This is a genomic window from Corynebacterium sphenisci DSM 44792 (assembly GCF_001941505.1).
GTDB lineage: Bacteria > Actinomycetota > Actinomycetes > Mycobacteriales > Mycobacteriaceae > Corynebacterium > Corynebacterium sphenisci.
In genome coordinates, this window is the sequence record NZ_CP009248.1 from 1,368,126 (window position 1) to 1,388,759 (window position 20,634).

The following is a 20,634-nucleotide window of genomic DNA, read 5'->3' on the forward strand; positions in this document are numbered from 1 at the left end:
GGGTGCGGCCCGCCCACCTGGTAGCCTTCCCCGACGTGATTGTCACCAAGGATCTGGAGGTCCGCGCCGGCGCGCGCACCCTGCTCGACGCCCCCGGGGAGCAGCTGCGGGTGCAGCCCGGCGACCGGATCGGCCTGGTCGGGCGCAATGGCGCGGGCAAGACCACGACCATGCGGATCCTGGCCGGGGAGGGCGAGCCCTACGGCGGGGAGGTGATCCGCGCCGGGGACATCGGCTACCTGCCCCAGGATCCCCGGGAGGGCGATGTCACCGTCTCCGCCCGCGATCGGGTGCTCTCCGCCCGGGGCCTGGACACGATCCGGCATTCCATGGAGCGCCAGCAGGAGATCATGGAGACCGCCGGGGCCCCGGCGAAGCGTGATGCGGCGATCCGCAAGTACTCCCGCCTGGAGGAGCGCTACCACGATCTCGGCGGCTACGAGGCGGACAGCGAGGCCGCCCGGATCTGCGACGCCCTGGGCCTGCCGGAGCGGATCCTGGACCAGCCGCTGGGCACCCTCTCCGGTGGCCAGCGCCGCCGGGTGGAGCTCGCCCGGATCCTCTTCGCCGCCTCCGGCGGGGCCGGCAAATCGGCGACCACGCTGCTGCTCGACGAGCCCACCAACCACCTCGACGCCGACTCCATCACCTGGTTGCGCGGGTTCCTGCGCGGCCACGAGGGCGGGCTGGTGATGATCAGCCATGACGTGGACCTGCTCGCCGCGGTGTGCAACAAGGTGTGGTTCCTCGACGCGGTGCGCGGGGAGGCCGACGTGTACAACATGGGCTGGCGCAAGTACCTCGACGCCCGGGCCACCGACGAGGCCCGGCGGCGCCGGGAGCGGGCGAACGCGGAGAAGAAGGCCACCGCGCTGCGCCGGCAGGCCGACAAGCTCGGCGCGAAGGCCACCAAGGCCCGGGCGGCGAAGCAGATGGTCGCCCGCGCGGAGCGGATGCTCGACGAGCTCGACGAGGAGACCGTCGCGGACAAGGTGGCGCACATCTCCTTCCCGACCCCGGCGCCCTGCGGGAAGACCCCGCTCAACGCCCGCGGGCTGACCAAGATGTACGGCTCCCTGGAGGTCTTCGCCGGGGTGGACCTGGCCATCGACCGGGGATCCCGGGTGGTGGTGCTGGGCTTCAACGGCGCCGGCAAGACCACGCTGCTCAAGCTCCTCGCCGGGGTGGAGCGCACCGACGGCGAGGGCGGGGTGGTCTCCGGGCACGGGCTGAAGATCGGCTACTTCGCCCAGGAGCACGACACCATCGACCCGGCGAAGTCGGTGTGGCAGAACACCGTGGACGCCTGCCCGGAGGTCGACGAGCAGGAGCTGCGCGGGCTGCTGGGGGCGTTCATGTTCTCCGGGGCGCAGCTGGAGCAGCCGGCGGGGACCCTCTCCGGCGGGGAGAAGACCCGGCTGGCGCTGGCCGCGCTGGTCAGCTCCCGGGCGAACGTGCTGCTGCTCGACGAGCCGACGAACAACCTGGACCCGGTGTCCCGGGAGCAGGTGCTCGACGCGCTGCGCACCTACACCGGGGCGGTGGTGCTGGTCACCCACGATCCCGGCGCGGTGCGCGCCCTGGAGCCGGAGCGGGTGATCGTGCTGCCCGACGGCACCGAGGACCTGTGGAGCGAGGACTACATGGAGATCGTCGAACTGGCCTGAGCCGGCGCCCGCGGCGGGGCCGGCTCAGCGGGGCCGGGCGTGCAGCCGGGCGAAGTTGGCGAGCATCGCCCCGCTGCGCTCCACGCGCAGCCGCCGGGACTCGGCGACCGCCCGGGCGTCGCCGCCGGGGGAGAAGTAGCCGTGCCGGTTGTAGATCGCCAGCCGCTGGGCGAAGGCGTCGGCGTCGAGCTCCGGGTGGAACTGGGTGGCGTAGGCGTTCGGCCCCAGCCGGAACATCTGCACCGGGCAGGCCTCGCCCACGGCGAGCAGGGTCGCCGACTCCGGCAGCACCTCGATCGCCTCCTTGTGGCCCACCGCGGCGTGGAAGACCCCCGGCAGCCCGGCGAGCACCGGATCGGCCCGGCCGGCCTCGGTGAGCCGGGCGGCGACCACCCCGGCCTCCTCGCCATGAGCCCGGGAGACCACCCCGGCCCCGGCCACCCCGAGCAGGCCCACCCCGTAGCAGGCGCCGAAGAAGGGGTAGCCGGTGCCGAGCACCTCCGCGAGCAGATCCGCGAACCAGGCCTCCACCTCCCGCTGCCGGGGCGGCTTCGCGGCATCGGAGTAGTTGTAGGGCCCGCCGCCGACGACGATCCCCGAGTACCCGGCCAGGTCCAGCCGGCCCGGGGTGCCGCGCTCCAGGCGGATCTGGTGCAGCGCCGCGGGGGCGATGCGCATCGCCCGGGCGAAGGAGAGCTGCTCGGCGTGCGCGGCGGCGTCCTCGGCCCGGGTGGACAGCAGCAGGAAGGGCCGCGGATCGGCCGCCGGCCGGCTCACGCCGGCCCGCCGGCGCGGCGCAGGCAGTGCGCGACGAAGGCGGGCACGATCCGCCCGGAGGGCCCCAGGTCGGCGGCGCGCACCCGCGCGGCGATTTCGGCGACCTCCTCGGGGGCGAAGTAGCCGGCGTCCTCGTAGAAGGCCATCCGGCGCAGGATCCCCTCGGCGTCGAGCTCCGGGTGGAACTGGGTGACCCAGGTGGTGGCGTTGGCCCGGTAGGCCTGCACCGCGCACCGCGGCCCGGTGGCCAGCAGGGTGGCGCTGGGGGGCAGTTCCGCGACGCCCTCCTTGTGCCCGGTGAGCCCGGTGAAGGACTCCGGCAGCCCGCCGAAGACGGGATCGGCGGCCGCGGCGGCGGTGGGCCGGACCTCGGTGACCCCGGCGGGTTCACCATGCGCGCAGTCCACCCGGCCCCCGGCGGCGAAGGCCGCCCAGCTGGAGCCGTAGCAGAGCATCAGCGCCGGGGTGGGGTGCGCGGCGATCCGGCGCAGCAGGGCGTGCACATGCCGCTGCAGCGGGGGGTGCTCCAGATCGGTGATGTTGAAGGGGCTGCCGCCGACGAAGACCCCGGCGTAGTCGCCCAGATCGGGCAGCCCGTCGGCGGGCGCGGTGATCGGGTGGTGCACCAGGTCCCCGGGGGCGAGCCCGGTGGCGCGCAGGAAGTCGTCGTATTCGGCGTCGGCGACCTCGTCGCCGTCGCGCAGGGCCACCTGCAGGAAACGCCCCCGGAAATCCGCCTCGCTCATGGACGGACAGCTTAGTTCGCCGCCGCCCGCCGGGGCCAGCCACCCCCCGGGGTATCGCGCGGGCGCCCCGGATGCGGCGACGCCCGCCGCCGGGGGCTCCCGGCGGCGGGCGTCGCCCACCTGATGCGGTGCCCGCCCGCCTATGCGCGGGGCGGCGGCCGTCGCACGGTCTCCTCGATGATGTCGAGGACCTCGGCCATGGACTCGGTGGAGCGCCCGGTGGCCACCCGGGTGATCACGCCGTCGAGCATCAGCTCCAGCAGCAGCCGCAGGGCCGCGGGGGAGCGGTCCTCGCGCAGGGCGCCCGATTCGGCGGTCTCCCGCAGTCGGGAGACCACCGCGGCGTCGAGGTGCTCCTGGTGGGCCAGCCACCGGCGCCGGAACTCGGCGTCGGTGCGCAGGCGCCCGACCACCTCCAGCCGGGTGCCCAGCCAGTCGTGCTCATCGGGGTGCGCGACCACGTCGCGCATCACCTCGACCAGCCCGCTGGTGGCGGTCACCTCGGCCATCCGCTCGGCGTCCTCCTCGGCCAGGGCCAGGAAGAGCCCCTCCTTGGAGCCGAAATGGTGGAAGATCGCGCCCCGGGACTTGCCCGTGGCGGCCTCCAGCCGGGCGACGGTCGCCCCGTCATAGCCGAATTCGGCGAAGCACCGGCGCGCGCCGACGAGGATCTCCCCGCGGCGCGACGCCAGGTCGGCGTCACTGACTCTCGGCATCTGGGGCCACCTGCATTCCTCTCCGGGATCGGGGCGCCCGGGCCGGGTCGGCCGGTCGCGGGGACCGGCCGGCCCGGCCCGGGGGAACCCGATCGGGGCTGTCGCCGCCCTCCCCGGGGGGGGAGGGCGCGGGGTCAGCCGCGGATCATGTTGCGGAGCACGAACTGCAGGATGCCGCCGTGGCGGTAGTAGTCGGCCTCACCGGGGGTGTCGATGCGGACCTTCGCGTCGAACTCGATGGTCTCGCCGGACTCCTTGGTGGCCTTGACCTTGACCGTCTCGGGGATCCCGCCGTCGTTGAGCTCCTCGATGCCGCTGATGTCGAAGGTCTCCGCGCCCTCGATGCCCAGCGACTTCCAGGACTCGCCCTCGGGGAACTGCAGCGGGATGACGCCCATGCCGATGAGGTTCGAGCGGTGGATCCGCTCGAAGGACTCGGCGATGACGGCCTTCACGCCCAGCAGCAGGGTGCCCTTGGCGGCCCAGTCACGCGAGGAGCCGGTGCCGTACTCCTTGCCGCCCAGCACGACCAGGGGGGTGCCCTCGGCCTTGTAGTTCTGGGCCGCGTCGTAGATGTACGCCTGCGGCGCGCCCTCCTGGGTGAAGTCCCGGGTGTAGCCGCCGGAGACCCCGTCCAGCAGCTGGTTCTGCAGCCGGATGTTGGCGAAGGTGCCGCGCACCATCACCTCGTGGTTGCCGCGGCGGGCGCCCAGGGAGTTGTAGTCCTTGCGCGCCACGCCCATGGAGTCGAGGTACTGGGCGGCCGGGGTGCCCGGCTTGATGGAGGACGCCGGGGAGATGTGGTCGGTGGTGACCGAGTCCCCGAGCAGCGCCAGCACCCGGGCGCCGGCGATGTCCTCCACCGGCTCCGGCTCCATCTCCATCTCGTCGAAGTAGGGCGCCTTGCGGATGTAGGAGGACTTGTCGTCCCAGGCGAAGGTCTTGCCCTCCGGGGTGGGCAGGGACTGCCAGCGGTGGTCGCCGGCGAAGACGTCGGCGTAGTCCTCGTCGTAGAGCTCGGAGGTGATGCACTCCTCGATGACCTTCTCGATCTCCTCCGCGGAGGGCCAGATGTCCCGCAGGAACACGTCGTTGCCCTCGGTGTCCTGGCCCAGCGGGTCGGTCTCGAAGTCGAAGTCCATCGTGCCGGCGATGGCGTAGGCGATCACCAGAATCGGCGACGCCAGGTAGTTCATCTTGATGTCCGGGTTGATCCGGCCCTCGAAGTTGCGGTTGCCGGAGAGCACCGCGGTGGCGGCGAGGTCGCCCTCGTTGATGCCGGCGGAGATCTCCTCCGGCAGCGGGCCGGAGTTGCCGATGCAGGTGGTGCAGCCGTAGCCGACGAGGTAGAAGCCCATGGCCTCCAGGGCGGGCCACAGCCCGGCCTTCTCGTAGTAGCCGGTGACCACCTGGGAGCCCGGGGCCATGGAGGTCTTCACCCACGGCTTGGACTTCAGGCCCTTGTCCGCGGCGTTACGGGCCAGCAGCGCGGCGCCGACCATCACCGACGGGTTCGAGGTGTTGGTGCAGGAGGTGATGGAGGCGATGCCGACCATGCCGTGGTCGAGCTCCATGTCCTGCCCGTTGTAGTTGACCCGGATCGGGTTGGAGGGCCGGCCCTCGGCGCCGGCGGCGGCGGAGGGCACCTGGCCCTTGGCGTCCGCGGCGGGGGCGGGGGTCTTCGTCGCGGAGACGTCCTCGCCCTGGTTCGGGGCGCCGCCCTCGGCGGCCATCTTCGCCTCGCCGGCCGGGGCGTCCGGCAGGGAGACGTAGTTGTGCAGGTCCTTGCGGAACTGGGCCTTGGCGTCGGTGAGCTCGATCCGGTCCTGCGGCCGCTTCGGGCCGGCGATGGAGGGCACCACGGTGGACAGGTCCAGCTCGAGGTACTCGGAGTACTCGGCCTCCGGGGTATTCTCGTCGAGCCACATGCCCTGGGCCTTGGCGTAGGCCTCCACCAGGGCGAGGGACTCCTCGGAGCGGCCGGTCAGGCGCAGGTACTTGACGGTCTCCGCGTCGATCGGGAAGATCGCCGCGGTGGAGCCGAACTCGGGGCTCATGTTGCCGATGGTGGCGCGGTTGGCCAGGGGCAGCTTGGACACGCCGGCGCCGTAGAACTCGACGAACTTGCCGACCACGCCGTGCTGGCGGAGCATGTCGGTGATGGTGAGCACCACGTCGGTGGCGGTGACGCCCACCGGGATGTCGCCGGTGAGCTTGAAGCCGACCACGCGCGGGATCAGCATGGAGATCGGCTGGCCGAGCATCGCGGCCTCGGCCTCGATGCCGCCGACGCCCCAGCCCAGGATGCCCAGGCCGTTCTCCATGGTGGTGTGGGAGTCGGTGCCCACGCAGGTGTCCGGGTAGGCCAGGCCGTCCTTGTCGAAGACGGTGCGGGCCAGGTACTCGATGTTGACCTGGTGCACGATGCCGGTTCCCGGGGGGACCACGCGGAAGTTGGAGAAGGCGCCGGTGCCCCAGCGCAGGAAGCGGTACCGCTCGTCATTGCGCTGGTACTCGATGTTGACGTTGGTCTCGAGGGCGTCGGAGTCGCCGAAGGCCTCGATGATGACCGAGTGGTCGATGACCATCTCGGCCGGGTTGAGCGGGTTGACCTTGTCCGGGTCGCCGCCGAGGGTCTTCACGGCCTCGCGCATGGTGGCCAGGTCGACCACGCAGGCCACGCCGGTGAAGTCCTGCATGATCACGCGGGCCGGCGTGAACTGGATTTCGATGGACGGCTCCGCCTTGGGATCCCAGTTCGCGACCGCGTTGATGTGATCCTCGGTGGTGTTCTTGCCGTCCTCGTTGCGCAGCAGGTTCTCGCCGAGAACCTTCAGCGCGTAGGGCAGCTTCTCCATGCCGGGCACGGCCTCGATGCGGAAGTAGTCGTAGGACTTCCCGCCGACGTCGAGGGTGCTCTTGGCGTTGAAGGAGTTCTTGCTGTCAGTCACAGTCAGCTCCAATTCTTCGTTCGGGTGAAACCGCACCCGGCCCCGCACACGAACGGGCCCCTGGGCACGTGGCGCGAGCTGCCGCCGGCTGTGCGCCGGACGCACGCTCGACCTTTCACCAGTTTAACAGTACGGGCGTTCTGCTGCTAACACCCCCGGTGCGGGCGCGGCGCGCCGGGGCGATGCTCCACGCACCACCCCCGCCCGGGCGGCATGATGGCGGGGGAGACCCGCGCGACCCCGGCGCGGACCGCATCGAGCGAAGGAGGCCGAGGCCCGTGCACGCCGCAACCCCCGCCATCGACCTGGCGGCGATCCGGGCGGAGCTCGCCGCCGACGGCATCGCCGCCGCGAACCCGGAGCTGGAGGCGGCGCTGCGCCCGGTGGTGGACTCCGCCGCCGATCGCGGCGTCCCGGAGCTGCGGGTGGTGGTCATCGACGATGTGCTGCCGGTGGCCTCCCAGGCCCATGACATCGCGAACAAGCTGGTGGACGACCTCGGCGGCACCGTGGTGGTGCGCTCCCCGCTGGCCGGCGGCTCCTCCTCGACGGAGCTGCCGCGCGCGGCGCTGTCCGCCGGGGAGTACGACATGATGAGCACCCCGGACTACCCGGAGGGCCTGGACGCCTTCGTCGAGGCCGCCGCCGGGCACCACATCCCCTGGTCGGAGATCAACTACGCGATGGCCGCGGTGGTGCTGGCGCTGGCGATCCTCCTGCCGACGGTGTGGTGGCTGCGCGCCCGCGCCGCGGCCCGCCGGGGCGCCGCCGGCACCCGCCGGTGACCCGCGCCCGGGCCCCGCGGGGACCCCGGGGTACCGGAATTCCCGGATGATGGGTCAAGTCGCCGGCCTTGTCGCGGGACAAGGCCCCCTACTTGTTTCGGCGTACCCGGAGGCGGCGCAACGCCGTGGTTAACCGTATTTGTGACTAATCTCACATAACGAAGCGATATCGATAACCGCGCAGGCCACGGGCGCCCCGCTGGTGAAAACCGGTGGCGGCAATGGGGATGTTCCTGTGACTGTTGTGTTTTCAGGGACGTTTGTGTCGTAGCGTGCCTGGTGTTCGACGGATCGACCCATGAGCACTCGTGGGGCGGTCACCCGCCGACATCCGGATCACCGCCGACGCAGTCGCAATGGGGAAGTTGCAGCTGCCGCGGGGACCCCGGGTGCCCAGCTACAGCAAGGAGCATTGGTGGCACACCCCCGTACGCCCCGTGGCAGGGGGCGCTGGATGCGCCCGCTCGCCGGCATCGTGATGGCCGGCATGTTCGCCTCCCAGGCCCAGTTCGCCGCGGCCGAGCCACGCAACGTGGACCCCGCCGAGATCGCCGCCGCCCAGGGCGCGGCCGATTCCGCCGCCGGGGTGCTGCAGTCCCTGGTCGGCCAGGTCGCCGAGACCGAGGGCTCCCTGGCCGATCTGGAGCTGGAGCTCGGCGGCGTCCGCGAGGACGTCAACCGCGCCATGGTGGACCTGGACCGCGCCAACGCGGAGGCCGATCGGGCCCGCGCCGCGGTGGACTCCGCCCGCGCCGACCTCGACGGCTCCCGCACCCGGCTGCGCGTGGAGCAGGGCCGCTTCAACGAGCTGGCCCGGGCCATCATGCGCCAGGGCAAGACCATCGGCTCCGCCCTCGGCGGCGCCGACAACGTCGGCCAGGCCCTGGAGCGCGCCTCGGTGCTGCGCCGCAAGGCCGATGAGCAGCGCGCCATCCTGGAGGACCTGGTCCGGGCGCGCACCCGCGACGCCAACCTGGAGGCCGCGCTGCGCGTGGCCGGCCGGGAGGCGGCCGCCGCCGCCGAGGCCGCCGCCGCCCGCAAGTCCGATGCCGAGGCCGCCTTCGCCGCCGCCCAGGATCGGCTCGCCGAGCGGCAGGGCGATCTGGAGCGCGCCCGCGCCGCCCGCGATTCCGCGATCGCCCAGCTGGAGGCCGCGCGCGCCGCGGTGGACCAGCTGCACCGGGACCGGGCCGCCTACGAGGACGAGCAGGAGCGCAAGCGCGCCGAGGCCGCCGCCGCGGAGGCCGCCGCCGAGGCCGCCCGCGAGGAGGCCGCCGAAAAGGCCGCGGAGGAGCGCGCCGCCGGGGCCGACTCCGACGCCGCCACCACCGAAACCGCCGGGGAGCCCGGCTCCACCGGCTCGGACACCGCCGGCGCGACCGGCACCGAGTCGACCGGGGAGTCCGACGACCCCGCCGACGTCACCGAATCCGGCGCCGCCGACACCGGCACCGCCGAGTCCGACGGCACCGGGTCCGGCACCGCCGAGGCCGACGCGACCGAGTCCGACGGCACCGGGTCCGGCACCGCCGACTCCGGCACCGGCGAGTCGGGGGCGACCACCGCCCCGGCGCAGACCGCCGCGCCCACCGACCCGGAGTCCGCCAGCCCCGCCGCCGGCTCCCGCTCCGCCAAGATCGAGAAGGTGATCAGCCGCGCCATGGCCCAGCTGGGCACCCCCTACGCCTGGGGCGGCGGCAACGCCAGCGGGCCCACCAAGGGCATCCGCGACGGCGGCACCGCCGACCGGCACGGCGACTACAACAAGGTCGGCTTCGACTGCTCCGGGCTCACCCTCTACGCCTACGCAGGGGTGGGCATCACCCTGCCGCACTACACCGGCTACCAGTACCAGCGCGGCACCCACTACCCGGTCAGCCAGATGCAGCGCGGCGACCTGCTGTTCTGGGGCCCCAACGGGCACGGCCACGTCGCCATCTACCTCGGCGACGGCACCATGATCGAGGCCCCGCACTCCGGTTCGGTCGTCAAGATCTCCAAGGTGCGGTACAACGGCATGACCCCCAACGTGGTCCGGCTGCTCTAGCCGGCCCGCCCCGGGCGATGGCGGCGCCCCGCGCCCCGGCGCGGGGCGCCGCCGTCGTCGGGGGCAGGATCGGGGCATCGGAGGAAGGAAGGGCGCACGGGCCATGAACGAGGCAGAGCCGGCGGGGGCCGCCGCGGAGGACCTGCGGCGGCTGCTCGCCGAGATGAGCACCGTGGTGGTCGGCCAGTCCCGGCTGCTGCGCGGCCTGGTGGTGGCGATGCTCGCCGGGGGGCACGTGCTCGTCGAGGGCGTGCCCGGGGTGGCCAAGACCCTCGCCGTGTCCACCTTCGCCGACGCCGTCGGCGGGGATTTCCGGCGCATCCAGTTCACCCCGGACCTGGTGCCCGCCGACATCGCCGGCACCCGGATCTTCCGCCAGGACACCGGGGAGTTCACCGTGGAGCCCGGCCCGGTGATGACCAACGTGGTGCTCGCCGACGAGATCAACCGGGCCCCGGCGAAGGTGCAGTCCGCGCTGCTGGAGGTGATGGCCGAACGCCAGGTCTCCATCGGCGGAACCACCCTGGCGGTGCCGGACCCCTTCCTGGTGCTGGCCACCCAGAACCCGATCGAGAACCAGGGGGTCTACCCGCTGCCGGAGGCGCAGCGGGACCGCTTCCTGCTGCATATCCTGGTCGGCTACCCCACCCCGGCGGAGGAGCGCGAGATCGTCTACCGGATGGGCGGGGAGCCGCCCCGGGCCCGCCGGGTGCTCGACCCCGCCCGGATGCGGGCGCTGCAGCGCGCCACCCGCGAGGTGTTCGTGCACCACAGCCTGATCGACTACGTGGTGGCGGTGGTGGAGCTCACCCGCAACCCGCTGCGCGCCGATCTCGTCGACGTGGACCGCCAGCTCGCCTTCGGCGCCTCCCCGCGGGCCACCCTGGGCGCCATCGCCGCGGCCCGGGCCACCGCGCTGCTCGCCGGCCGGGACTACGTCATCCCCGAGGACGTCGTCGACGTGCTGCCCGATGTGCTCCGGCACCGGCTGGTGCTCAGCTACGAGGGCATCGCCGACGAGGTCACCCCGGATCAGCTCGTGCAGCGGGTGCTCGCCTCGGTGCGGCTGCCCGCCCCGGGTGCCTGAGATGGCCGCGCCGGTGGACCGGGGCGCGGATCTGGCCCGGCTGCTGCGCCATCTGGAGCTCACCGTCACCCGCCGCCTGGACGGGCTGCTGCGCGGCTCCTTCCCCTCCGCTCGGCCGGGGCCGGGGAGCGAACCCGACGCCGCCCGGGAGTACGCGCCCGGCGATGACGTGCGGCTGATGGACTGGCCGGCCACCGCCCGCACCGGGGTGGCCCAGGTGCGCGACCCGATCGCGGAGCGCGAGCTGGAGGCCTGGCTGATCGCCGATGCGCCGGCCCGGCTGGACGCCGGGGCGGGGGAGCTGACCAAACGGCATCTGCTGCTCGACGCCTGCGCGGCGGTGGCGCTGCTCAACGACGGCCCCGGCGACCGCACCGGCCTGCTCGCCGGGACCCTGGTGCTGCCCCCGGCGTCCGGCCGGCGCGCCGCCCGCCGGCTGCTCGCCGCCGTCGCCGAGCACCGCGGCGGGGCCACCCTGGCCGCCGATCTCGCCGCGCTGCGCGCCCGCGCCCCGCGGGCCGGGCTGGTGGTGGTGGTCTCCGACTTCCTCGGCCCCCTGGACTGGGCGGCCCCGCTGCGGGTGGCCGCCGCCCGGGCGGAGGTGCTCGCCATCCGGCTCACCGACCCCGCCGACGAGGCGCTGCCCGGGGCCGGCCCGGTGGCCCTGGCCGACCCCGAGGACGGCCGGGTGCTCGAGGTGGAGGTCGACGAGCGGCTGCGCGCCGACTACGCCGCCGCCGCGCTCGCGCACCGCGCCGAGGTGGCCCGGGTGCTGCGCGGGGCCGGGGCCCGGCTGGTGGAGCTGCGCACCGACTCCGACTGGGTGGCCGATCTGGCCCGGCAGCTGGCCCGGGGACGGGGGCGGCGCTGATGTTCGCGCACCCCGCCTGGCTCGCCGGGATCGCCGCGGCCGCGCTGCTCGCCGCCGGCTACGCGGCGGCGGCGCGCCGGGGCCGGCGCCGGGCGCTGCCCTTCGGCAACCTCGCCACCCTGGCCCGGGTCGCCGGCGGCCGGCGGGCCCCGCTGCGCCACGCCCCGGCGGCGGCGCTGCTGGCGGCCACCGCGCTGCTGGCCATCGCCCTGGCCGGGCCGGTGGGCGAGACGAAGGTGGCCCGCAACCGGGCCACGGTGATGCTGGTCGTCGACGTCAGCTACTCCATGGGCTCCGCCGACGTCGCCCCGGACCGGCTCAGCGCCGCCAAGGCCGCCGGCGCCGACTTCATCGCCGACCTGCCCGCCGATCTCAACGTCGGCCTGGTCACCTTCTCCGGGCGGGCGCGCACCCCGGTGGCGCCGACCACCGACCACGACCGGGTGGCCCGCGCCCTGGCCGGGGCGCAGCTGGACACCGCCACCGCCACCGGGGACGCGATCATGGCGGCCCTGGAGGCCGTCGAGGCCCTCGACGCGGCACTGCCCGGCGGGCAGGGCCCGCCGCCTGCCTCGGTGGTGCTGCTCTCCGACGGCAAGCAGACCATCCCCGCCGAACTGGACGCCCCCCGCGGGGCCTACACCGCCGCCGACGAGGCCGCCCGCCGGGGCGTGCCGGTGTCCACGATCAGCTTCGGCACCGCCGAGGGCACGGTGATCATCGACGGGGAGCGGGTGCCGGTGCCCACCGACGACGCCTCCCTCGCCGAGATCGCCGCCCGCACCGGCGGCGCCTTCCACGCCGCGGGCACCGCGGGCGAACTGCAGGAGGCCTACGCCGACCTCGCCGAGGACATCGGCTGGGAGCTGCGCCGGGAGGAGGATCCGCGGCCGTGGACCATCGCCGCACTGGCGGTGGCCGCCCTCGGCGCGGCCGCCGCGGCGGCCGACGCGCGCAGGGCGCCCTAACCCGTGCCCCGGGCGGCGGGGGCGGGGCTACACTGTCCGGCATGACCGCCGCCAGCTACGCCAACTACGACGCACTGCTGCTCCTCTCCTTCGGGGGACCGGAGAAGATGGAGGACGTCCGGCCCTTCCTGGAGAACGTCACCCGGGGCCGCGGGATCCCCCCGGAGCGCCTCGACGAGGTCGGCGCGCACTACAAGCACTTCGGGGGCAAGTCCCCGCTCAACGACCTCAACCGGGAGATCATGGACCATGTCCGGCTGGCCCTGGACGCCCGCGGGATCCGGATGCCGATCTACTTCGGCAACCGCAACTGGCACCCCATGCTCGAGGACACGGTGGAGAAGATGGCCGCCGACGGGGTGCGCAGCGCCCTGGTCTTCGCCACCTCCGCCTGGGCCGGCTACTCCGGCTGCCGGCAGTACCACGAGGACCTGGAGCGGGCCCGGGAGCACCTCGCCGAACGAAAACTCGAGCCGATCCGGATGGAGAAGATCCGCGGCTTCCACGACCACCCCCTGTTCATCGAGGCCTTCGCCCAGGGCGTGCGCGACTCCTTCGCGAAACTGCCCGAGGACCGCCGCGGCGAGGCCCGGCTGATCTTCACCGCGCACTCCATCCCGGATTCCGCGGACATCGCCTCCGGCCCCGCCGGGGAGGGCACCCGGCTGTACTCCCGGCAGGTCGCCGAGGCCGCCCGCCTCGTCGCCGAGGCCGTCGGGGTCGCGGAATACGACGTGGTATGGCAGTCCCGCTCCGGCCCGCCCTCGGTGCCCTGGCTGGAGCCGGACGTGGTCGACCATGTCGAGGAGCTCTGCGAGGACGGGCTGCGCGCCGCGGTGGTGTGCCCCATCGGCTTCATCTCCGATCACATCGAGGTGGCCTGGGACCTCGACTCGGAGCTGCAGGACGAGATGGACCACCACGACATCGTGATCGAGCGCTCCGCCACCCCGGGCCCCACCGAGGAGTTCGCGGAGATGGTGGTGGAGCTCATCCGGGAGCGCACCGACGGGCTGCCGGTGCGCCGGCTGGGCACCCTGCCGCAGCACGGCGCGAACGTCGACGGCGAGCCCTGCGCCACCCGGTGCTGCACGCCGCCGAAGCGCCCCGGCCACCCGGGCGGCCATCCCGGCGGGCACCCGGGCGGCCACCCCGGCGGACGCCCGGGCGGCCACCCCGGCGGACACCCGGGCGCCTAGCCGGCGGCGTCCTGCCAGGTGCGCACCGCGTAATCCACCGCCGCCATCCGAGCCAGCCGCACCGGCCGGTGCAGCCGGGCCAGCTCCGGGTCGGCGGCGGCGCCGGCGGCCGCCCGCGCCCCGGCGAGGATCGCGGCGACCCGATCCGCCCGGGCGAGCAGCCCGGCGGCCCGCCGCGGCAGCGCCGCCGGGGTCTCCGCCAGATCCAGGTGATCGTCCAGCCGGCCCACGGTGAGCGCCGGATCCGCCCCCGCCGCGACCCCGCCCGGGCACCGGGCCGCGATCGCCGCGGCCGCCTCCCGGGTGGCCTCGGCGAGCAGCAGATCCGCCTCGCCGGGGGAGAGGTGCGCCGGCTCCGGCAGCGGGCCCTCGATGCTGTGCCAGCGCCAGGCCACCCCGCCGCGGGCGCGCGCCGGCACCAGCACATGCCGCCAGCCCGGCGCCGCGTCGGCGAGTACCACCGCCGCCCCCGCCGCCCGGGCCTCCGCCGCGACCGGGGCGTCCGCGGGCAGCGCCGGGGCGTCGCCCGGCCCGGAGAGCACCAGGCGCACCACCGGCTCCTCGGCCAGCCCGCGCGGCCGATCCCCGGCGACGGCGCGCACCAGGCGCAGCAGCCCGGCGGCCCCCGGATCCCCGGAGAGGTCCACCACCTCCGGCACCACCGCGTCGACCAGGGCCACGCCCTGGCGGCCGGTGAGCGCGGTCAACGCGGCCAGCACATGGTCCCAGCCGGCGTGCCCGGTCGCCCAGGCGCCCAGCCACAGCGCGCAATGCTGCGCCGGATGCCACACCCGGGCCAGCTCCCTCGTCTCCATGGGGGGCCAGGTTAGTCTCGGTGCCCATGGACCGTTACGACAGGTACTCCGGGCAGGACATCCTCGGCCGCGGCGCGCGGGCGCATCCGCGGCGCAACCCGCCGCCGGCGCCGGAGGTGGTCGCCGAACCGGGGCTGGTCGCCGAAGTCGCCGACGACGGCTGGGTGGGCGCGGTGGTCGGCTTCGAGCGCGCCCCCGGCGGCGAGCACGTGCGCCTGGAGGACCGCCGCGGCCGGGTGCGGCTGTTCCCGCTGCGCCCGCGCGGCTTCCTCGTCGACGGCGCCGAGGTCACCCTGGTCGCCCCGGCGCGGCCGGCCGCCGATCCGCGCCGGAACCGCTCCGCCTCCGGCTCCCGGCGGGTCGCCGATCTCCGCGCCCGGGTGGCCCAGCCCTCCCGGATCTGGGTGGAGGGCATCCACGACGCCGCCATCGTGGAGCGGGTCTGGGGCCACGACCTGCGGGTGGAGGGGGTGGTGGTGGAGCACCTGGAGGGCCTGGACAACCTCGCGGCGCGGCTCGCCGAGTTCCGGCCCGGGCCGGGCCGGCGGGTCGGGGTGCTCGCCGACCACCTCGTCGAGGGCACCAAGGAGGCCCGGCTGACCCGGGGCCTGGGCCCGCATGTGCTGGTCACCGGGCACCCCTACGTCGACGTGTGGCAGGCGGTGAAACCCGCCGCGGTGGGCATCCCCGCCTGGCCGGAGGTGCCCCGCGGGGAGGACTGGAAGACCGGGGTGTGCGCCCGGCTGGGCTGGGGGGACCCGGCCGAGGGCTGGCCCCGGGTGCGCGACGCGGTGCGCGGTTTCCGGGACCTGGAGCCGGCGCTGCTGGGCGCGGTGGAGCGGCTCATCGACTTCGTCACCGAGCCCGGGGCCTGATCCGCCCGGTCCCGGCCGCGGATCATGCGTACCCTGGTGGCCGTGTCCGCGCTCATCTGGCTTCTCCTCGCCGCCGCGCTCGTCGGCGGTGAGCTCCTGCTCGGCGACCTCTCCCTGCTGATGCTCGGCGGGGGAGCGCTCGCCGCGGCCGGGGCCACCACCGCCGGCGCCCCCACCTGGGCGGCCGCCGTGGTCTTCGCGGCGGTCACCGCCCTGCTGCTCATCGCCGTGCGCCCCGCGCTGCGGCGCCGGATGGCGGCGCCCGACCGGGCCGCGGAACTCGAGGGCGGCACCCGGGCGCTGGCCGGGCGCACCGGGGTGGTCGTCGAGGACGTCGACGGCCTCTCCGGGCTCGTCCGGGTGGACGGCTCGCTGTGGTCGGCGCGTGCGCTCGTGGTGGGCGCCGCCTTCGGCCCCGGCGACCGGGTGACCGTGGTCCACGTCGACGGCAACACCGCCGTCGTCGACCAGGAGGTGCACTGACCCCGTGTCCGAAATCGTACTCACCGTCGTCATCATCGCCCTGGTGGTGATCATCGTCGCCCGCTCGATGGTGCTCGTCCGCCAGGGCGAATCCGCCATCGTGGAGCGGCTGGGCCGCTACACCCGCACCCTCAACTCCGGACTGTCCTTCGTCATCCCCTTCATCGACACGGTGCGGGAGAAGGTGGACACCCGCGAGCGGATGGTCACCTTCCCGCCGCAGGCGGTGATCACCGAGGACAACCTCACCGTCGCCATCGACACCGTGGTGACCTTCCAGGTCAACGACCCGGCCCGGGCCATCTACGGGGTCAGCGACTACATCTTCGGCATCGAGCAGATCACCACCGCCACGCTGCGCGACGTCGTCGGCGGGCTCACCCTGGAGCAGACCCTGACCTCCCGGGAGTACATCAACCGCCGGCTGCGCGGCAGCCTCGACGAGGCCACCGCGAACTGGGGGCTGCGGATCGCCCGGGTGGAGCTGAAGGCCATCGACCCGCCGCCGTCGATCCAGCAGTCCATGGAGAAGCAGATGAAGGCGGACCGGGAGAAGCGGGCCATGATCCTCACCGCCGAGGGCACCCGAGAGGCCGAGATCAAGACCGCCGAGGGCCGCAAGCAGGCCCAGATCCTCTCCGCGGAGGGCGATAAGCACGCCGCGATCCTCGCCGCCGAGGCGGAGCGGCAGGCCACCATCCTGCGCGCCGAGGGCGAGCGCGCCGCACAGTACCTGCACGCCCAGGGCGAGGCCCGGGCGATCCGGAAGGTCAACGCGGCGGTGAAGGCCTCCGAGCTGACCCCCGAGGTGCTGGCCTGGCGCTACCTGGAGACCCTGCCGGAGCTGGCGAACCGGGACGGCAACTCGGTGTGGATGGTGCCCGCCCAGTTCGGCGACTCCCTGGAGTCCTTCGCCCGGGCCTTCGGACACCGCGACGAGGACGGGGTGTTCCGCTACGAGGCCCCGGAGGTCAGCGAGCGGGTCCGCGAGGAGGCCGCCGACGACGCCGAGGAGTGGTTCGACATGTCCACCAACCCGGAGATCGCCCGGGCGGTGGCCGCGGCCAACGAGGTCGCCAACCGGCCGGTGGCCGACCCGGTGGCCGATGCGGCGCAGAACCGCAAGGACCCCGCCGAGGCCGGCGCCGAACCGGAGGCCACCCGCGGCCTCGCCGCGCCCACCCCGGACGACGCCTGGACCCGGGCCCCGCACCAGGCCCCGGACCCGCTGCCCGCCCCCCGCGAGCAGGACCGGCCGGAGGCCTAGCCCAGCGCCGCGGCGCGCTCCAGCAGGTGCACCGCCAGCGCCCAGCCGGCCTCCTCGGCGGCCCAGCCGGCCGCCGCCAGGCGCTGGTTCACCGCCTGCTTGCTCACCCCCAGCTCCGCGGCGGCCTCCACCTGGGTCAGCCCCGCGCGCATCAGCCCGGTGGCCTCCCGGCCCTGCGCGGAGCGCCGGGAGATCACGTGCTGCAGCAGGGTGAACGCCGCGGCGACGTCCGCGGCGGCGTCCGCGGCGGCCGGATCATCGCCGCGCACCCGCACCCGCACCAGCCCCGGCCGGCCGCCCGGGCCCAGCGCCCCGGCGGCCGCGTCCGCGGCGGCGGCCGCCCCGGCGGCCGGGGCGACCCCCACGCCCACCGCCCAGTCCCCGGCGGCGAGCAGCGCCAGCACCAGGGTGGTCACCCCCACCGGGGTCTCCGGGGCGGCGGTGAGCTCCTCCACCCCGGCCACCCGCACCTCGCCGACCCCGTCGAGGCCGGTGAGCGCCGCCGCGGAGGCGGCGACCAGCTCGGCGCGGCGACGATCCCGGCCCCGGTATCTGGCATGCACGGCGAACATGCGTCCAGTCTACCCCTCCGGCTTGACCGCCGGGTCCGGCCCGGGGGCCGCCGGCACCGGCAGCCGGGCCTCCAGCACCAGCCCCGCCACGCCGAGGGCGACCAAAGCGGCGGCCGCCGCCCACAGCCGCGGATCCACCCCGCCGGTGAGCGCGTCGCCGAAGGCGACCCCGGCGGCGGTGCCCGGGGCGGAGCCGACCACGGTGGCCGCGACGAAGGGGCCCAGCCGGATCGCGGTGAGCGCGCAGGCGTAGTTCAGCAGCGAGAAGGGCACCCCGGCGATGAGCCGCAGCGAACCCACCGCCAACCAGCCGCGGGCACGCAGCCGGCGGTCCACCTCCGCCACCAGCGGCCCGGACACCCGCTCGCGCACCCAGTCCCGGGCCAGGGCGCGCACCAGGGTCAGCGACAGCGCCGCGGAGGCCCCGGTGGCCGCGATCGCCAGCGCGGTGCCGGCGACCGGGCCGAAGAGCAGCCCCGCGGAGAGGGTGAGCACCGTGCGCGGCACCGGGAACTGGGTGATCGCCACGTAGGCGGCGAAGAAGGCCAGGGGGAACCAGGCCCCGGCGGCCTCCGCCCAGGCGCGCACCCGCTCCGGGGAGGGCGCCCCCAGCCAGGCTGCGATCCCCGCCAGGGCGAACAGCGCCGCGGCCGCGGCGAGGGCGCGCGGGCGGGGGCGGCGGCGGATCGGGGGCACGGAGCGACAGGCTACCCCTCTTTCGGGGCGGCCCGGGCGGGGCCGCGCGCGGCGGGCGGGGCGATTTCGGGCGAGCAACTACGATGGGGGGCGTCGGTGGGCGACGTCCGGCCCCGGGCCCGGCGGCGCCGATCGGCGGCTAAGTGGAGGAGGTCCTCCGCCCGGCCCCCGCGCGGACGGTCGCACCCGCGCCGGGGAGGCGCGGCGGGGACCGCGAACATGCGAGGAGACGGTCCGCCGTGACTGAGACGAAGCCCCCCGCCGGCCTGCCGCCGGATTTCGACGACCGCCGGGAGGCCTGGTATGAGGCGGTGGCCGGGGTCTTCGCCCGGGTGCAGCGCCGCGACCTGGCCGACGTGCCCCGGGACGTGTGGCGCAAGCTGGTGGTCACCACCTACGACGGGATCGAGATCCGGCCGCTGTACACCCGCGGCGACGACCTGCCGGAGGCCCCGGCGCCGGGGGCCTTCCCCTACACCCGGGCCGCGGTGGTGCGGCCGGCCGAACGCGCCGGCTGGGGGGTGCGGGAGAGCTTCGGCACCGGCGGCGCCGCGCCCGCGCGGGTCAACGCCGCCATCCTGGACGCGCTGACCAACGGCACCACCGATCTTCGGCTGGAGCTGCGCGGCGACCTCGGCCCCGGGGACATCGGCGCCGCCCTGGCCGGGGTGTACCCGGATCTGGCGGCCATCACCCTGGCCGCCGGGGACCGGGTCGGCGAGGCCGCCGAGGCGCTGCACGCCTTCATCGACGCCGCCGACCCGGCCGACCCGGAGGCGCTGCGCGTGGAGCTCGGCGCGGCCCCGCTGACCGCCGGCTACGCCGGCACCCGGGAGCCCGACCTCGCCGAGGCGGTGGCGCTGGCCCGCGCCGCCGCGGAGCGCCCGGGGCGGGAGCGCGCCCTGCTCGTCGACGCGGTGGCGCTGTCCGATCTCGGCGCCTCCGACGCCGAGGAGGTCGGCTTCGCCCTGGCCGCCGGGGTGGACTACGTGCGGGCGCTCACCGACGCCGGGATGACCCCGGCGGCGGCGCTGGCCCAGATCTCCTTCCGCTTCGCCGCCGGCGACGACCAGTTCCCGACCATCGCGAAGTTCCGCGCCGCGCGCACCCTGTGGGCGCGGGTCGCGGAGGTGCTCGGCGCCGCCGAGGCGGGCCGGGCCCCGATGCACGCGGTGACCGCCCCGGTGATGTTCACCCGGCGGGACCCCTGGGTGAACATGCTGCGCGGCACCGTGGCCGCCTTCGCCGCCGGGGTCGGCGGCGCGGACACCGTCGAGGTGCTGCCCTTCGACCACGCCATCGCCGGCGGCCAACCCGGGGTCACCGCCGGCTTCGCCGCCCGGATCGCGCGCAACGCCAACCTGCTGCTGCTGGAGGAGTCGCACCTGGGCTTCGTGGTGGACCCGGCCGGCGGCTCCTACTACGTCGAGGAGCTCACCGAATCCCTCGCCGAGCGCGCCTGGGCCGCCTTCGCCGAGGTGGAGGCCGCCGGCGGCTTCGCCGCCGCCGAGGAGCTCATCCGATCCCGGATCGACGCCACCCACGCCGCCCGCCGCGCCGATATCGCGCACCGCCGCTTCAAGATCACCGCGATCAACGAGTTCCCGAACCTCGCCGAGGCGCCGCTGCCGCCGGAGGCCCGGCCCGCCGAGGCCCCGATCCGCCGCTACGCCGCCGATTTCGAGGCGCTGCGGGACCGCTCCGACGACCATCTCGCCGCCACCGGGCGGCGCCCCCGGATCACGCTGCTGCCGCTGGGCCCGCTGGCCAAGCACAACGCGCGCACCGGCTTCGCGACCAACCTGCTCGCCGCCGGCGGGATCGAGGCGGTCAACCCCGGCCAGGTCACCCCGGGCGAGCCCGGGTTCGCCGAGGCCGCCGCGGCCGGCCCGGTGGTGGTGCTCTGCGGCGCCGACGCCGAATACGCCGAGCACGGCGCCGCGGCGGTGGCCGCCGCCCGCGCCGCCGGGGCCGCGGAGGTGCTCGTCGCCGGGCCGCCGACGCCCTTCGAGGGCGCCCCGCCCGGCGGGGCCCCGGACGGCCACCTCACCCTGACCATCGACGCGGTCGCGGAGCTGACGCGGCTGCTGGACACCCTGGGAGCCTGATCCG

The 20,634-nt window shown here is 75.2% G+C and carries 18 protein-coding genes; 11 read left to right on the forward strand and 7 right to left on the reverse strand.

Annotated features, from left to right (window positions below; genetic code table 11):
* Positions 1-35 precede the first annotated feature (35 nt).
* Positions 36-1,667, forward strand: coding sequence for an ABC-F family ATP-binding cassette domain-containing protein (locus tag CSPHI_RS06315; RefSeq protein ID WP_075693843.1), 1,632 nt, complete (start codon positions 36-38; stop codon positions 1,665-1,667).
* Positions 1,668-1,691: 24 nt separating this feature from the next.
* Here CSPHI_RS06315 and CSPHI_RS06320 read toward each other — a convergent pair whose 3' ends face one another.
* From CSPHI_RS06320 to CSPHI_RS06335, 4 genes are all read right to left on the reverse strand, one after another.
* On the reverse strand, positions 1,692-2,444 hold the full coding sequence (locus tag CSPHI_RS06320) for a glutamine amidotransferase (RefSeq protein WP_075691992.1): 753 nt from the start codon (positions 2,442-2,444) through the stop codon (positions 1,692-1,694).
* Positions 2,441-3,190 carry a glutamine amidotransferase-related protein gene (locus CSPHI_RS06325; RefSeq protein ID WP_075691993.1) on the reverse strand — a complete coding sequence of 250 codons (750 nt, stop codon included), beginning with the start codon at positions 3,188-3,190 and terminating at the stop codon, positions 2,441-2,443. The genes CSPHI_RS06320 and CSPHI_RS06325 overlap by 4 nt, the downstream gene beginning before the upstream one ends.
* A 140-nt stretch (positions 3,191-3,330) precedes the next feature.
* On the reverse strand, positions 3,331-3,906 hold the full coding sequence (locus tag CSPHI_RS06330) for a TetR/AcrR family transcriptional regulator (protein WP_075691994.1): 576 nt from the start codon (positions 3,904-3,906) through the stop codon (positions 3,331-3,333).
* A 134-nt stretch (positions 3,907-4,040) separates the two neighbouring features.
* On the reverse strand, positions 4,041-6,857 hold the full coding sequence (locus CSPHI_RS06335) for an aconitate hydratase (protein ID WP_075691995.1): 2,817 nt from the start codon (positions 6,855-6,857) through the stop codon (positions 4,041-4,043).
* Between the two features lie 278 nt (positions 6,858-7,135).
* Here CSPHI_RS06335 and CSPHI_RS06340 point away from each other — a divergent pair, with 278 nt between their 5' ends.
* The 6 genes from CSPHI_RS06340 to CSPHI_RS06365 all read left to right on the forward strand — a co-directional run bounded on the left by CSPHI_RS06340 (position 7,136) and on the right by CSPHI_RS06365 (position 13,814).
* Positions 7,136-7,642, forward strand: coding sequence for an Rv1476 family membrane protein (locus tag CSPHI_RS06340; protein ID WP_075691996.1), 507 nt, complete (start codon positions 7,136-7,138; stop codon positions 7,640-7,642).
* Positions 7,643-8,096: 454 nt separating this feature from the next.
* On the forward strand, positions 8,097-9,689 hold the full coding sequence (locus CSPHI_RS06345; RefSeq protein ID WP_075691997.1) for an NlpC/P60 family protein: 1,593 nt from the start codon (positions 8,097-8,099) through the stop codon (positions 9,687-9,689).
* 103 nt (positions 9,690-9,792) lie between these two features.
* The gene (locus CSPHI_RS06350; RefSeq protein ID WP_075691998.1) at positions 9,793-10,776 is read left to right on the forward strand and encodes an AAA family ATPase; all 984 of its coding nucleotides are present in this window, start codon (positions 9,793-9,795) and stop codon (positions 10,774-10,776) included.
* Position 10,777: 1 nt separating this feature from the next.
* A complete protein-coding gene (locus tag CSPHI_RS06355; protein WP_075691999.1) occupies positions 10,778-11,647 on the forward strand; it encodes a DUF58 domain-containing protein in 870 nt (289 codons plus the stop codon).
* The gene (locus tag CSPHI_RS06360; RefSeq protein ID WP_075692000.1) at positions 11,647-12,615 is read left to right on the forward strand and encodes a VWA domain-containing protein; all 969 of its coding nucleotides are present in this window, start codon (positions 11,647-11,649) and stop codon (positions 12,613-12,615) included. Before CSPHI_RS06355 ends, CSPHI_RS06360 begins: the two co-directional genes overlap by 1 nt.
* Positions 12,616-12,656: 41 nt before the next feature.
* The gene (locus CSPHI_RS06365) at positions 12,657-13,814 is read left to right on the forward strand and encodes a ferrochelatase (RefSeq protein ID WP_084210284.1); all 1,158 of its coding nucleotides are present in this window, start codon (positions 12,657-12,659) and stop codon (positions 13,812-13,814) included.
* Here the strand turns inward: CSPHI_RS06365 and CSPHI_RS06370 are convergent.
* A complete protein-coding gene (locus tag CSPHI_RS06370) occupies positions 13,811-14,629 on the reverse strand; it encodes a hypothetical protein (RefSeq protein WP_075692001.1) in 819 nt (272 codons plus the stop codon). The two genes, CSPHI_RS06365 and CSPHI_RS06370, sit on opposite strands and share 4 nt — an antisense overlap.
* A gap of 26 nt (positions 14,630-14,655) precedes the next feature.
* On the opposite strand from CSPHI_RS06370, the gene CSPHI_RS06375 reads away from it, so the two are divergent.
* The 3 genes from CSPHI_RS06375 to CSPHI_RS06385 all read left to right on the forward strand — a co-directional run bounded on the left by CSPHI_RS06375 (position 14,656) and on the right by CSPHI_RS06385 (position 17,254).
* A complete protein-coding gene (locus CSPHI_RS06375) occupies positions 14,656-15,504 on the forward strand; it encodes a DUF3097 domain-containing protein (RefSeq protein ID WP_075692002.1) in 849 nt (282 codons plus the stop codon).
* Between the two features lie 42 nt (positions 15,505-15,546).
* Positions 15,547-15,987 carry an NfeD family protein gene (locus tag CSPHI_RS06380; RefSeq protein WP_245803278.1) on the forward strand — a complete coding sequence of 147 codons (441 nt, stop codon included), beginning with the start codon at positions 15,547-15,549 and terminating at the stop codon, positions 15,985-15,987.
* A gap of 67 nt (positions 15,988-16,054) precedes the next feature.
* A complete protein-coding gene (locus CSPHI_RS06385; RefSeq protein ID WP_425429741.1) occupies positions 16,055-17,254 on the forward strand; it encodes an SPFH domain-containing protein in 1,200 nt (399 codons plus the stop codon).
* Here the strand turns inward: CSPHI_RS06385 and CSPHI_RS06390 are convergent.
* The gene (locus CSPHI_RS06390) at positions 17,251-17,826 is read right to left on the reverse strand and encodes a DNA-binding protein (protein WP_075692004.1); all 576 of its coding nucleotides are present in this window, start codon (positions 17,824-17,826) and stop codon (positions 17,251-17,253) included. The two genes, CSPHI_RS06385 and CSPHI_RS06390, sit on opposite strands and share 4 nt — an antisense overlap.
* Positions 17,827-17,835: 9 nt before the next feature.
* Positions 17,836-18,522, reverse strand: a complete 687-nt coding sequence (locus CSPHI_RS06395) for a TVP38/TMEM64 family protein (protein WP_245803279.1) — start codon at positions 18,520-18,522, stop codon at positions 17,836-17,838.
* 239 nt (positions 18,523-18,761) lie between these two features.
* Between CSPHI_RS06395 and CSPHI_RS06400 the strand changes: the two genes are divergently transcribed.
* A complete protein-coding gene (locus CSPHI_RS06400; protein ID WP_075692005.1) occupies positions 18,762-20,630 on the forward strand; it encodes a methylmalonyl-CoA mutase family protein in 1,869 nt (622 codons plus the stop codon).
* Positions 20,631-20,634 lie beyond the last annotated feature (4 nt).